We start from the raw sequence: 13,132 nt of genomic DNA on the forward strand, positions 1-13,132 counted from the left end.
GCGCCGACGCTAGGGACCACCGCTGACGTTCCGCTGCCGCGCCGCTGACGTGCCCGGGAACCCGGCCGTCAGCGCCCGGGCGCCGGACCCGGCCATGTCACCTCAGGGCGTGGGTCCGGCGCAGAGCTCGATCGCCTCCCAGTCCTTGGCGGAGTCCCCGGTGAGGAGGAATTCGCTCAGGTACAGGTCCGTCTCGTCGTGCAGGTCCTCTTCCTCCAGCCACAGTGATTCGCACTCCGGGCACATGAAGAAGACCTGTCCGGAATCCTTGCGCCGGTAGCGCCGCACCCAGTCCTGACCGCAGTGGACGCACTGCACCTTCTCCATCAATTCCAGCTCCTCGGGAATGCGGTGATCACTTCGTTGCCGTGTTCGACCGTGATCGAAATGTAGTTCTCGCCGGGATTGAAGCCGACCTGGTGTTCCATCGGAACGATATAGGTGGTGCGCGCACCCTGTTCGTTCACCGAAACGGCCAGGCCCCGCCTGCTCCACGCCTCGTCCACCGTTTCGAGCACGCCCTTGTTCCCCGTGTCGAACACTCCGTGGTTGGGCTTCGCGGGGTTCTCCTGGGTGTGCTGCATCACGTGGGTGATGCGATGACCCTCGGCGGAACCGGGCCCGTAGTCGAGGCCCTCCGGAGAGCGGTACCAGCCGCCGCCCATGTCCTGCAGTTCGCAGCCCGCCAGGCCCAGGGGGTCCGACCACGTGCTGGGGTGACGGACGTAGGCGTTCGGGTTGGGGGAGGGCTCCAGACCCAGCGGATCCGCGCTGATGTAGCGGGCGGCCTCCGGGTCGTAGTAGCGGAAGTGGTTGTAGTTCAGGCCCGTCTCGGCATCCGCGTACTGGCCCGGGAAGCGCAGCGGGCAGTCCGGTGACGCGCCGTCCGTGGGCGCGGGGAAGTCGGTGCCCCACAGGGTGGTGCGCCGCTGCCAGCGGAGGTCCCCCTCGGGGGTGACCAGTTCCGTCGGCGTGCCGATCGCGTCCGTGACGACGGCGTGGAAGCGGGTGCCGTGCTCGGCGGACGGGTCCTCGGCCAGTTTGGTCAGCAGGGACACGCCCGCCTCGCGGACCAGGGGCGTGTGGTCGGTCTGCGTGAGGGGGCGGTGGGTGCCGGGTGCGTAGTCCCAGGTGGTGGTGCGGCCCCGGGAGGTCCGCCGTTCGGCCAGTCGGGTGTGGTCCCAGGCGAAGTCCGTGCGGTCGACGCCCGATCCGTCGTCCGTCAGGCGCTGCTTGGAGATCCGCCGGCCCAGCGGGTCGTAGGCGTACTGCCAGCGCTCGCCGGCCGGTGTCACCGCCCCGGTCAGGCGGTCCTCCGCGTTCCAGGTGTACGTCCACGTCAGCCGCTGACCGTTGAGGAGCTTGCGGGACCTGCGGATCAGGCGGCCCTGGGCGTCGTGCTCGTAGGTCGTACGACCGGCCGTGCGGATCAGGGTGCCGCTGAACTCGCGCGCGCCGGGCGCCTCGTGGGCGGGCGCCGCGGCGTCGGTGAGGTTGCCCGACGCGTCGTAGGCGTACGTCTCCGTCCAGCCGTGGGCGCGCACGCCGGTGACGCGGCCCAGCGCGTCCAGGTCGAACCGGCGCGTCCCCGAGGTCAGTTCACGGATCTCGGTGAGGTACCCGTCCTCGCGGTAGGCGTAGCCGCGGTGCTGGACGAGGCGGTCGCTCCCGTCCGCACGGTCCAGGACGCTCTGCTCGACGAGCCGGTCGGCGACGTCCCAGCGCTGGGCGAGGGTGACGCCTTCGCCGAGACGGCGCTCGATCTCGCGTCCGCAGGCGTCGTGGGTGAAGCCCAACGATCCCGCGTCGCTGGTGAGCCCGAGGGGGCGGCCGGCCGGGTCGTAGCTCCAGTCGGAGCTCAGACCCGACGGCGTGGTGCGCCGCAGCACGCGGCCGAGGGCGTCGTAGGCGTAGGCGGTCGTGCGCCCGTTGACCGTTTCCCGGAGCGTGCGGCCGAGGGCGTCGCGCTCGATGGACACCTCGGCGTCCGCGTTGGCCGTGCGGACCAGATGCCCCGACGCGCCGTAGGCGTACGTGGTGGCGACACCCGCGTCGGTGCGCTGTTCGACGACGCGGCCGAGTGCGTCCCTGGTGAAGCGCAGGGTCTCGCCCGCGCCGTTCGTCCGGGACGTCAGGGCGCCCGACGCGTCGTGCGCGTACGTCAGGGTCCGACCGTTGAAGTCGGTCTCGGCGGTCAGTCGGCCCGCCTCGTCGTAGGTGTACGTCCAGGTCAGGCCCTGCGGATTGGAGACCTCGGTCAGCCGGAGCTCGGTGTCGTAGGTGAAGGCGTACTCCGCGCCGTCCGGGTCCGTGCGGCCGGCCGGGACGTCGAAGTGCGTGGAGGTGTTGCGGGTGACGTGGCCCGCCGGGTCGGTGTGGGTGAGGAGGTTGCCCTCTCCGTCCCAGGTCCAGGATTCCCTGCTGCCGTCCGCGTGTTCGCGCAGCGTCGGCCTGCCCTCGGTCGTCCAGGACGTGCGGGTGGTCCGGCCCGAGGGGTCGACCACTTCGACGACGCGACCGAAGGCGTCCCTGCGCACGACCGTGGTGTGCCCGAGTTCGTCGGTGACGGCGACGGGCAGCCCGGTCGGGTCCGAGGTCACCGTGCGGGTGTGGCCCAGCGCGTCGGTGACGGTCGCCAGATGACCCCGCGCGTCGTAGGTGCGGCTCGTCACGGCGCCGAGCGGATCGGTCGTGGTGAGGAGGTTGCCGTCGTCGTCGTAGGTGTGCCGCCAGATGGCACCACCGGGTTCGACGACTTCGGTCGGTCGGCCGAGCGCGTTGTACGCGGCCCGGGCGACGGACCCGTCCGCCAGGGTGACGGCGGCGAGGTTGCCGTCCTCGTCGTAGGCGTACCGCTTCGTGCGGCCCAGCGGGTCCGTGACCGAGAGGCGCTTGTCGCCCCTCGACTCCCACTGCGTCCGGGTGGTGTGGCCGAGGGCGTCGGTCTCCTCGACGACCATGCCCGCGGAGTCGTACCGGTGCGTGGACCGGCGGCCGAGGGAGTCCGTGTAGGTGGTGGTGCGGGCCAGGTCGTCGTAGGCGAGGGCGCCGGAGAGGAAGCCGTCGCTGCCCTCGGTGCGCTCGACCCGGCCGCGGGCGTCGTAGGAGTACGCGAAGGAGGTGCCGTTGCGGTCGGTCCAGGAGGTGACGCGCCCCTCGGCGTCGTAGGTGAACCGCAGCGGTTCCCCGCTGGAGTTGACGACCCCGGTGAGGTTGCCCGCCCCGTCGTAGTCGTACCGCATGACGACCGTTCCGGCGTCGGCGTCGGCGTCATCGGGCGGCGACGGCTCGTACCGCGAGGGCGCCCGGTCCAGCAGGCGCAGGGCGGTGATGCGCGGCCCCTGGGTGTCGACGGCGAGGTAGTAGCCGCCGGAGTGGCGCAGCGCGGTGGGAACGCCGTCGGACGTGCGCTCGATGTCGATCCGGGCGCCGCCCCGGTCGTGCCAGCTGTCCAAGGGGAGGTGGAGGACGCCGAAGGTGCCGGAGGGGAGCGGCGTGCTGAAGGTGCGGACGACTCCGGTGGCCGGGTCGGTGACGGTCATGACCCCGTCGGGCTTGCCGTCCCATTCGAGCGGCCAGCGGGCGCCCTTGACCGGCAGGACGGGCTCGCCGGGTCGCGGAACGGGGTAGACGAGGCGCATGCCGTCCGAGGCGGCGAACACCACTCCCTGCCCGTCGATCTGGAGGCACTCGTCCAGGGTCGAGACCCAGGTGGGGCCGAAGCACACGCCTCCGCGGTAGGAGGACAGGTGGGTCCGCTCGAAGACCAGCGGGAGCCCGCCGGGGAGCGTCAGGTCCGTCTGCGTCATCAGCATGGCGCCGGTCGCCACGTCGATGGGTTCCCCCACGCACGGGGTGCCCTTGCACGTCCGGGCGGCCGGTCCGAGCTCCACCAGGTCGGGGCGGAGCGAAGGCGGCCGCAGCATCAGCGGGACGTCGTTCCTGCCGAACAGGCTGCCCTCGATACCGGCCTTCGTCACGCCACCGGCGGCGCCGAAGACCCCGCCGAAGACCATCCCGTCCCTGGCCGCGGCGTTGATCTCGTCCAGGCTGAAGCCCTTCTGCATGCCCGTGGCGATCTTCATGGGCTGGGCGACCGCGAGGTCGATGGTCACCGACTCCATGCTGCCGAAGGCCGCCGCGACCAGCGTGCCGGCGGCGATCTCGGCGACGGTGGTGGTGACGGCGATGCCCATCGTGGCGCCGAATTCGATCAGGGCCTCGGTGGCGACGGCGGCGGCGCCGGCGGCGATGCCCGCCGTGAAGAAGGCCAGCGCGATGCCGCCCACGATGACCGCGGCGTCGATGCCGATCTGCGTCCACAGCTTGTTGATGGCGTCGTCGATGGCCCCGGCGAACTTGTCGAGCGCGGAGGCCATCTCACGGGCCGCCTTGGCGAGGTCGCTGAGCCAGCCCGCGTCGTTGCCCTTGGCGTAGCGTCCCCAGAAGGTTCCGAACGCCTCTATCGCCTCACCCTTGTTGTTGGTGATCAGCGAGGAGGCCGCGTTGTTGACGGGCGTACGGACACCGTCGACGGCGTCGGCGAAGGTCCGCCAGGCATCGGCGGCGTGCCGCAGGGTGCCGGAATTGGCGTCCGGCCACCACAGGCCCAGCGAGAGCAGGAGGTCCTTGGCCTCGTCCTCGATGCTCACTTGGCTTCCCCGTCGTAGCCTTCGCCGACCTTCGGCTGGACCTTCGCGAACATCCCGGCGATCAACTCGTCGTTGTCGACGTGCCCGTCCGCCATGTCGGTCATCGCCTCGTGAATGCTGATCAGACCGAGGACGAGGGTGCCCGCCGCCTTCTCGATGGCCTTCTGCTGGGGGGTGTAGGCATCGCCGAACTTCTTGCCCTGCTCGTCGTCGCCCCACGGCTTGCCCAGCCCGTCGAGGGTGGTGACGAGCGTGGTGAGCGCCTTGCTCAGGTTCTTGCCCTGCGTGTGGAAGATCGGAGCGGTGGACTTGATGTCGGCCGTCTTGATGTCCAGGACCTTGCCAGTGTCGTTGCCGTCGCCCATGCGAAGCCTCCCCTTTGCCAACTGCGAGGCACGACCCTAGTCCAGGCGGGACCACGCCCGAACACGGGAGAGTTCACAGCCGGGCCCACACCGTTTTGCCGGGGGCGCCCGTGCCGCGCGGGCGCACGCCCCACTCCCGGGCCACGGCCGCTACGAGCGCCAGCCCGCGCCCGTGCTCCGCCCAGCAGGGGTCCGGCTCGGGCGGAATCTCCGGCGGGGGCGCGTCGCCCCGGGCGTCGCTCACCTCGACCCGGACGCGCAGGCCGTCGAAACCGAGCCGGACCTCGAAGTCCCGCCCCGGCACCCGTCCGTGCAGCACGGCGTTCGCGGCCAGCTCCCCGACCACCAGCTCCACGTCCTCCATCAGCGCGCAGCCCGGCGGAACGCCCCAGGCGGCGAGCTGCGCCCCGGCGAGGTACCGGGCGAGCCGGGCGCCGCGGGGGGTGGCGGAGAGGAGCTGCCGGAACTCCGGTGCCATGTCACTCTTTTCGGTCGTCACCTCACCGAGCGTGGCCGGACCGCCGTACGCTTTCCAGGGACGACGGCGCTACGGGGAACTCCCGTAGGGCCGACTGCGGTTGCGTGTACGTGCGGTACGGGCGAGGGCGGATCAGCGTATGAACGACCTGGCGGAACGCGAAGAGGAGCCGGAGCGGCCCGTGGAGGTCGACGGCACGGCCCACCTCTTCAGGGCGCTCGGCAAGATCATCAAGGTGCTGCGGGAGCGGGCGGGCCTCCAGCAGAAGGAACTCGCCGCCCTCGTGCACGTGGGGGAGGACCTGGTCTCCGCCATCGAGCGGGGCGTGCGGACCCCGCAGCCGGACTTCCTGGAGAACGCGGACCGGGCGCTGGGGGCGGGCGGGGTCCTGCTGGCGGCGATCCCGGACGTGAAGGAGGCGTTGAAGCGGGCGCGGACTCGGCATCCGGATTGGTTCCGCAAGTTCGCCGACGCGGAGGCGGCGGCCGTGGCGCTGCATTACTACGCGGTCCAGGCCATCCCGGGGCTCTTGCAGACGGAGGCGTACGCGCGGGCAGTGTTCCGGCACCGCCGTCCAGTGTTCGATGAGGAGGCCATCGAGAGGCGAGTATCCGACCGCCTTGCTCGCCAGGTCATCCTGGAGCGGTGGCCTGCCCCCACCTTCAGCTTCGTTCTGGAGTACGCCATTTTGCTGCGCCCCACCGGTGGCCCAGAGGTCCACCGTGAGCAGCTCCGGCGGCTACTGGAGGTGGGGCGCCTCCGTACCGTTCACCTTCAAGTAATGCCGACCGAGCGCGATGAACACCCAGGTCTAGAAGGTGCGTTCACCCTTCTTCGACCTAAAGGTCGCAACGAGGTGGCCTACACCGAGACCTATGGCCACGCTCACCTCATCACTGATCCCGAGCAGGTCCGGATCTACAGCGAGCGCTATGGGATCATCCGGGCACAGGCACTCACGCCACACGAGTCACTAGCCCTGATCGAGAAGTTGCTGGGAGAGCTATGAACACCACGGACCTCGCCTGGTTCAAGTCCAGCTACAGCGGTGGCGAGGGCGGCGAGTGCCTCGAAGTCGCCTTCGACTGGCGCAAGTCCAGCTACAGCAGCGGTGAGGGTGGCAACTGCGTCGAGGTAGCCGGTTGCGCTGACGCCGTCCACGTCCGGGACTCCAAGGTCCCGGCCGGCCCCCGGCTGGCCGTCGCCCCCGGGGCCTGGGCCGCGTTCCTCGGCGGAGTCGTCCCCGCATAGCGCGACGGCCGCGGTGGGGGACCTTGGGGCCCGCCCGCCGCGGCCGGTGCGGTGCTACTTGTTCGGGTCGTCGTCGATGCCCGTGCGTTGTTCCATCTGCTGCTGGGCCTTGTCGACCTGGTCCGCGTACTTGTTCCCGGTCTTCTCGTTGACCTCTTGTTCGAGGTTGTCCGAGATGTCCTTGCCCTTGGCCTTGGCCTGGTCCCGGAACTTGTCGAAAATCCCCATGCGGGGCTCCTTCCGTCATCCCGTTTGAGACGGTACGCGCCTTTGATCCCGTCCGCGCGCCGAGGCCGTGGGACCCGCCGCGCCCAGGAGCCGCCCTCCCCTGCGAGGCGGCTACCGGGCGCGACGGGAGCGGGTCGGGCCTCAGCCGTCCGTCTCGACGACGTCCTTGGTCGGCGACGCGGCGTCGACCGGCAGGTTGAAACCGGAGAAGGAGACGTCGGAAGGGTCCTTGCCGGTTTCCACGGCCTTGAGGAGGAAGGGCTCGCCCTTGGTGGCGACGTAGAGGTCCTCGGTCCCGTCCGTGGTCTTGGTGGTGATCTTCTGGGCGTTCTCGCCGTTCACCTGCACCACCCCGTCCTTCTTGGCGCCCTGGCTCTTGTCGAACTCCTTGAGCAGGTCGTCCAGGTCGCACAGGGCCGAGAGCTCCTTGGAGTCCGGAGACGAGGCCTTCGTCTTGACCCAGTGCCCGGCCAGCTGCGCGAGCGCCGCGTCGGCCTGCTCCTTCGGGAGGTCCTTGAGCTGGGTGCGGTAGAAGGCGGCGTCGGCCTTGAGGAAGACGAACTCGGAGTTGCGGATCAGCTCGAAGGATCCCTCGCCCTCGACCGCCATCGACCCCTTGCAGTCACCGGACTTGCTGATCGCCATGTCGATCTTCATCGGCTTGCCCTTGTCCCGGACGCTGCCCGTGATGGTCAGCGAGTTGGCGCCGCGCAGGCTGTCGAGGGACTTGTTCGCCACCTTCGACCCGGACTCGCCGGGGAAGGGGCCGCTCTCGACGTCGCCGCCGGAGAAGGGGAAGCAGCCGGTGAGGGTGAACAGGGCGGTGGTCGCGACGATCGCGGCGGCGGTGAGGCGGGCAGGGCGCACGGGGAACTCTCTTTACGGGTAAGGGGGAGGGGTGGTGCGAGCGGTGGTGCGGGGGGTCAGGACTTCTTCCAGTCGGCGCAGCCCGAGGACTTGAAGTACGCGTCCTCGGCGTCGATGGTCACGATCGCCGAGCCCGTCGGGTTGTCGTTGGCGGCGATCGAGTCGAGACCGTGCTCGGCGTCCTTGGTGCGCTCCCAGTAGCAGTTGAGGCTGCCCTTGGCGCGGCCCTCGGACTTGTAGGTGCCGGGCGCGATGTCCGCGCCGACGCGGAGCATGCCACCATCGCCGGCGATCTCCGCCTTCGGGGTGCCCGTAGCGTCCTTCGGGACGGCCTCCCAGCCCTTGCAGCCGGAGGACTTGAAGTACTCGCCGGCCGCCAGGGTCACGTAACTGGAGCCCGTCACGTTGTCGTTGGCGATGATCGAGTCCATCTCGCCCTTGGTGTCCTTGAGTCGCTCCCAGTAGCAGCGGGACGTGGTGTTGCCGCTCGTGCGGTAGGTGCCGGGCTGGGCGTCCTTGCCGACCTGGACGGTGCCGTCGCCCTTGATGGCGACCTTCTTGGCCTCGTCCTGCTTGGGCTGTTCCTTGCTGCTGCTGCTGCTCGCGGCGGGCTTGGGGTCCGTCCTGCCGGTCGACTTGGTGTCCTCGACCGGGCCGCAGGCGGTGGCCAGGGCGAGGGCGAGCACGGCTCCGCTTCCCGCCAGCACCTGGCGGCGGGCGGCGGTCCAGCTGGTGCGCGGGGCGTGGTGCGACATGGGAATGCCTCTCTCGTCTCTCGCTGTGCGGCCGGAACCGGCCCGGTTGGTGCGACGGGAGTAATCACAACAGAGACTGTGAACCGAGTCAACACGAAACAGGGAAACGATCTCGTTCACACTGTGAAGGGGTCTCTCGCGTGTGTACCGGTATGCTCTGCGCATGTCGGAGAACCCCCCCACTGAGGTGACCGCAGCCGAGATCGCCCGCCTCGCCGGGGTCGGACGTGCGGCGGTGAGCAACTGGCGGCGCCGCCACGCCGATTTCCCGAAGCCCGTCGGCGGGAGCGAGACCAGCCCCTCCTTCGCCCTCCCCGAGGTCGAGGACTGGCTGCGCGCCCAGGGCAAGCTCGCCGAGGTCCCCCCGCGCGAACGCGTCTGGCAGCAGATCACCGCCCACCCCGCCGGAGCCGTCGCCGGGCTCGTCGAGGCGGGCTGCGCGCTGCTCGTCGTCCACGACCGACCCACCGACTGGCTGGAGCTGAGCGCCGTCTCCGACGAGCGGATGGCCGCGCTGCTGCGGCCCGTCCTCTCCCAGGTGCTCACCGCCCGGCTCGGCCCCGGCCACGCCCTGACCGAAGCGACGGCCGCGAAGGCCACGGCGGCCGCACCCGCCTCGATGCCGCTGCTGCGCGCCGCCGCCGAGCTCGCCGCGGGCCTCGGCGCCCGCAACGCCTTCGAGTTCCTGCTGGGCCGCCACCTCGACGCGAACCCGCGGCAGTACACGCTGACCCCGACCGGCCCCGCCGAGCTGATGGCCGCGCTGGCCGGGTCCGGCGCGCGCAGCATCCTCGACCCCGCCTGCGGGACCGGCAGCCTGCTGCGCGCCGTCGCCGCGCCGGCCGCCCTGTACGGCCAGGACTGCGCGCCCGAACTCGCCGCCCTGACCGCGCTGCGGCTCGCCCTGCACGGCGTCGCCGAGGTGCGCACCGCCGCCGCCGACAGCCTGCGCGCCGACGCCTTCCCCCGGTCCACCGTCGACGCCGTGCTCTGCCACCCGCCGTTCAACGAGCGGGGCTGGGGTCACGAGGAGCTCGCCTACGACCCGCGCTGGGAGTACGGCTTCCCCGCCCGCACCGAATCCGAACTCGCCTGGGTCCAGCACGCCCTGGCGCACCTGCGCGAGGGCGGCACCGCCGTCCTGCTGATGCCCCCGGCCGTCGCCGGCCGCCGCTCCGGCCGCCGCATCCGCGCCGACCTGCTGCGCCGGGGTGCGCTGCGGGCCGTCGTCGCGCTCCCGGCCGGCGCCGCGCCCCCGTACGGGATCCCCCTGCACCTGTGGGTGCTGCGCAAGCCCGCCGCGCACGCCCCGGCCCCGCCCGGGCTGCTGCTCGTCGACACCGCCGAACTCGGCGGCGGCGAGGGGCGCGAGCGGGCCGCCTGGCCCGCCGTGCACGACGCGGTGCTGGCCGCCTGGACGGCGTACGACGGCGCCACCGGCGCGGACGAGGTCCCCGACGCGCCGGGCCTGAGCCGCTGCGTGCCCGTCATCGAACTCCTCGACGACGACGTGGACCTCACCCCCGCCCGGCACCTGCCGCCCGCCACCGCGGGCGGCGGCGCGGCCGAGCTGGGCGCCGTACGCGCGCGCCTCGACGAGACCCTCCAGCGCGCCGCCCGGCTCACCCCGCCCCCGGCCGAACCGGCCGACGGGCCCGCCCGGCTGCCCAGCACCACCATCGGCGAACTCGCCCGCGCGGGCGCCCTGCTGCTGCGCGGCGGCACCGGCAGCGGCGCCGGCGACGCCCCCGTCCTGACCGAACACGACGTCCACGCGGGCACCGCTCCCTCCGGCACCCTGGTCGACTCCGCCGACGAGCCCGTGCTGACCGAGGTCGGCGACATCGTCGTCCCCGTCGTCGGCGCCGCCGCCGTCGCCCGGGTCGTCGGCCCCGCCGACGCGGGCGCGGCCCTCGGCCGCAACCTCCAGCTGCTGCGCCCCGACCCGGCCGCCATCGACCCCTGGTTCCTGGCCGGATTCCTGCGCGGCACCGCCAACAACCGGCAGGCCTCCAGCTACGCCTCCACCGCCACCCGGCTCGACGTGCGCCGCCTCCAGCTGCCCCGGCTGCCGCTGGAGGACCAGCGCCGCTACGGCGAACGCTTCCGCGCGCTGGCCGAGTTCGAGGACGCGCTGCGGCTCGCGGGCCGGCTCGGGGAGCAGCTGGTGCAGGGGCTCTACGACGGTCTCGCGGACGGCACGGTCCGCGCGGAGTGAGCCGGACCGCAACGGTTGTGCACATCCCCTGACCGGGCGGGCGGGCCGGTGTATACGCTCGCACCCGAGCACATCCGAATTCCGCCGTCAGGAGCAGCGATGCACGGCCCCGGCCTCCCGCCGCCGCGTGAGCAGTACGCAAGCCAGCGCAGCCAGAGCTACGTGATCGCCCTGCGTGCGATCTTCACGCTGGTACCGCTGGTCAGCTGCGGGTTCCTGGCCTGGGCGAGCATGCTGCGGCTCGCGATCGTCACCCGCTCCGGCCGGGACTGGGCGCTGTTCGTGCTCTCCGCGACCTGCGGCCTCCTCGGGATCTGGCTGGTCGGCTCCGACCCGGTTCCCGACGCCAAGGGCACCCGCACCAACATCGGGATGGTGCTGTCGCTCGCGACCGGCGTGGCCAGCCTGGCCTACTTCCTCTACGCCGACCTGCGCCGCCAGCAGCGGCCCCCGGTCACCGCCTGGTACCCGCCGCCGATGCCGCAGCAGCACCAGCCCCCGCAGTACGGCTACGGCTACCCGCCGCAGGCCGCCGCGCCCGCCGGGCCCGCCCCGGCGCAGACCCGGCCGCTGCCCCCGCCGCTGCCCCAGCCCCCGCAGACCCCGCCGCCGCCCCGGATCGGGCAGGTGCGCGCCGAACTCGACGAGCTGAGCGAGCTGCTGCGCAAGCAGGGCGACAGCAACGGCAACGGCACCGGCGGCACCGGCGGCCAGGGGCACGGCCGGTGACCGAGCGCACCATCGGCGAGCGCTACCAGCTCGCCACCGTCCTGGGCCAGGGCGGCATGGGCCAGGTCTGGACGGCGTACGACCGGCGGCTCGACCGCCGCGTGGCCGTCAAGCTGCTGCGCCCCGACAAGGTCGCGGGCCCCGGCACCGTCGCCGAGGAGCTGCGCCGCCGCTTCGTGCGCGAATGCCGGGTCACGGCCCAGGTCGACCACCCGGGCCTGGTCACCGTCCACGACGCGGGCAGCGACGGCGACGAGCTGTACCTGGTCATGCAGTACGTCGAGGGCGCCGACCTCGCCGACCACCTGGCCGAGCACGATCCGTACCCCTGGCCGTGGGCGGTCTCGGTGGTCGCGCAGCTGTGCTCGGTGCTGTCCGCCGTGCACGCGGTGCCGATCGTGCACCGCGACCTGAAGCCGCGCAACGTGATGGTCCGCCCGGACGGCACGATCACCGTCCTCGACCTCGGCGTCGCCTCCGTCATGGACACCGACACCACCCGCCTCACCCACACCGGCTCACCCATCGGCAGCCCCGCCTACATGGCCCCCGAGCAGGCGATGGGCGGTGCCGTCGGCCCGTACACCGACCTCTACGCCCTCGGCGTGCTGCTCTACGAACTCCTCAGCGGGAACGTCCCCTTCGTCGGGTCCACCGCCCTCGGCGTGCTCCACCGGCACCTCTACGAGCCCCCGCTCCCGGTGCGCCAGCTGCGCCCCGAGGTCCCGCCCGAGCTCGAAGCGGTGCTGCTGCGCCTGCTGGCCAAGGACCCGCAGGACCGGCCCGGCTCCGCGCAGGAGGTGTACGAGGCGCTGGTCCCGCTGCTGCCCTCGCACGGCACCCCCGCGGGCCCCTTGGACCCCACCCGCCCCTTCCTGCGCCCGATGGCACCCTGGCCCGACCGGGTCGGCGCCCCGCCGCGGCCCGAGGTCCCGCCCGCCGCCCCGCCGCGCCGGGACATCCCGGGGGCCGTCGACGAGGTCCGGGCGCTGCTGGACGAGGGCAGGCTCGCCCAGGCCGTGGACATCCTCGGCGAGATCCTGCCGGCCGCCGTCGCGCAGCACGGGGAGCACTCGCCGGTGGTCCGCTCGCTGCGCAAGCAGTACGCGGCCACGCTGATGGACGACGGCCAGTACCGCCGGGCCCTGCCCGAACTGCGCCGACTGGCCGAGGAGTTCCCCGCGGGCGACCCGCAGTCCCTGCGCTTTCGCTACGACGCCGCCCAGTGCCTGGAGCAGCTCGGTGAAGCGGCCGCGGCGTTGGCCGAGTACCGGGCGCTGCTCCCCTTCTTCGAGAACCACTACGCCAACCCGGACCCGGGCCTGCCGCTGGAGGTGCGGCGCCGGATGGCGCACCTGCTGCTCTCCCTCGGCGACCGGGGCGCCGCCCACGACACCCTGGCCCGCCTGCTCTTCGACGCGGAGCAGCTGCACGGGCCGGCCCACCCCTTCCCCACGGAGGTGCGCCGCACCCTCCACTGGCTGGGCCAGGTCCGCTGAGCCCGACCCAGCCGGCCCCGGCCACATCCAGCCCCGCCGGGGGGTGGGGGGGGGGCGGCGGGGGGGGGCGGGGGGGCGGGGGCCCGGGGG

At 72.4% G+C, this 13,132-nt stretch carries 12 protein-coding genes; 5 read left to right on the forward strand and 7 right to left on the reverse strand.

The features are described from left to right. Window positions 1–102 precede the first annotated feature (102 nt). The 4 genes from ACIBEA_RS24745 to ACIBEA_RS24760 form a co-directional block, all read right to left on the reverse strand. Window positions 103–327 (reverse strand): hypothetical protein, encoded by a 225-nt coding sequence (locus ACIBEA_RS24745; RefSeq protein WP_399264365.1) that lies wholly within the window; start codon window positions 325–327, stop codon window positions 103–105. Next, complete coding sequence (locus ACIBEA_RS24750; RefSeq protein WP_399264367.1) at window positions 327–4,652, reverse strand: DUF6531 domain-containing protein; 4,326 nt, start codon at window positions 4,650–4,652, stop codon at window positions 327–329. The genes ACIBEA_RS24745 and ACIBEA_RS24750 overlap by 1 nt, the downstream gene beginning before the upstream one ends. Beyond that, window positions 4,649–5,017 carry a hypothetical protein gene (locus ACIBEA_RS24755; protein ID WP_399264369.1) on the reverse strand — a complete coding sequence of 123 codons (369 nt, stop codon included), beginning with the start codon at window positions 5,015–5,017 and terminating at the stop codon, window positions 4,649–4,651. Before ACIBEA_RS24755 ends, ACIBEA_RS24750 begins: the two co-directional genes overlap by 4 nt. Before the next feature lie 73 nt (window positions 5,018–5,090). After that, a complete protein-coding gene (locus ACIBEA_RS24760) occupies window positions 5,091–5,516 on the reverse strand; it encodes an ATP-binding protein (RefSeq protein ID WP_399264372.1) in 426 nt (141 codons plus the stop codon). 118 nt (window positions 5,517–5,634) lie between these two features. On the opposite strand from ACIBEA_RS24760, the gene ACIBEA_RS24765 reads away from it, so the two are divergent. Both ACIBEA_RS24765 and ACIBEA_RS24770 read left to right on the forward strand, forming a co-directional pair. Further along, window positions 5,635–6,504 (forward strand): Scr1 family TA system antitoxin-like transcriptional regulator, encoded by an 870-nt coding sequence (locus ACIBEA_RS24765; RefSeq protein ID WP_399264374.1) that lies wholly within the window; start codon window positions 5,635–5,637, stop codon window positions 6,502–6,504. Then, window positions 6,501–6,746, forward strand: a complete 246-nt coding sequence (locus ACIBEA_RS24770) for a DUF397 domain-containing protein (RefSeq protein WP_399264376.1) — start codon at window positions 6,501–6,503, stop codon at window positions 6,744–6,746. Before ACIBEA_RS24765 ends, ACIBEA_RS24770 begins: the two co-directional genes overlap by 4 nt. Window positions 6,747–6,800: 54 nt before the next feature. Here the strand turns inward: ACIBEA_RS24770 and ACIBEA_RS24775 are convergent, their stop codons facing one another. The 3 genes from ACIBEA_RS24775 to ACIBEA_RS24785 all read right to left on the reverse strand — a co-directional run bounded on the left by ACIBEA_RS24775 (window position 6,801) and on the right by ACIBEA_RS24785 (window position 8,596). Next, window positions 6,801–6,974, reverse strand: coding sequence for an Rv0909 family putative TA system antitoxin (locus ACIBEA_RS24775; RefSeq protein WP_399264378.1), 174 nt, complete (start codon window positions 6,972–6,974; stop codon window positions 6,801–6,803). Window positions 6,975–7,115: 141 nt separating this feature from the next. Beyond that, the gene (locus ACIBEA_RS24780) at window positions 7,116–7,841 is read right to left on the reverse strand and encodes a hypothetical protein (RefSeq protein WP_399264380.1); all 726 of its coding nucleotides are present in this window, start codon (window positions 7,839–7,841) and stop codon (window positions 7,116–7,118) included. Between the two features lie 56 nt (window positions 7,842–7,897). Next, window positions 7,898–8,596, reverse strand: coding sequence for a hypothetical protein (locus ACIBEA_RS24785; protein WP_399264382.1), 699 nt, complete (start codon window positions 8,594–8,596; stop codon window positions 7,898–7,900). Window positions 8,597–8,759: 163 nt separating this feature from the next. Between ACIBEA_RS24785 and ACIBEA_RS24790 the strand changes: the two genes are divergently transcribed. From ACIBEA_RS24790 to ACIBEA_RS24800, 3 genes are all read left to right on the forward strand, one after another. Further along, window positions 8,760–10,814 carry an N-6 DNA methylase gene (locus ACIBEA_RS24790; protein ID WP_399264383.1) on the forward strand — a complete coding sequence of 685 codons (2,055 nt, stop codon included), beginning with the start codon at window positions 8,760–8,762 and terminating at the stop codon, window positions 10,812–10,814. 99 nt (window positions 10,815–10,913) lie between these two features. Continuing rightward, window positions 10,914–11,543 carry a hypothetical protein gene (locus tag ACIBEA_RS24795; protein ID WP_399264385.1) on the forward strand — a complete coding sequence of 210 codons (630 nt, stop codon included), beginning with the start codon at window positions 10,914–10,916 and terminating at the stop codon, window positions 11,541–11,543. Continuing rightward, the gene (locus ACIBEA_RS24800) at window positions 11,540–13,042 is read left to right on the forward strand and encodes a protein kinase (protein ID WP_399264387.1); all 1,503 of its coding nucleotides are present in this window, start codon (window positions 11,540–11,542) and stop codon (window positions 13,040–13,042) included. The genes ACIBEA_RS24795 and ACIBEA_RS24800 overlap by 4 nt, the downstream gene beginning before the upstream one ends. Window positions 13,043–13,132: the final 90 nt, after the last annotated feature.

The sequence above is a fragment of the Streptomyces sp. NPDC051555 genome (assembly GCF_044454405.1).
Classification (GTDB): domain Bacteria; phylum Actinomycetota; class Actinomycetes; order Streptomycetales; family Streptomycetaceae; genus Streptomyces.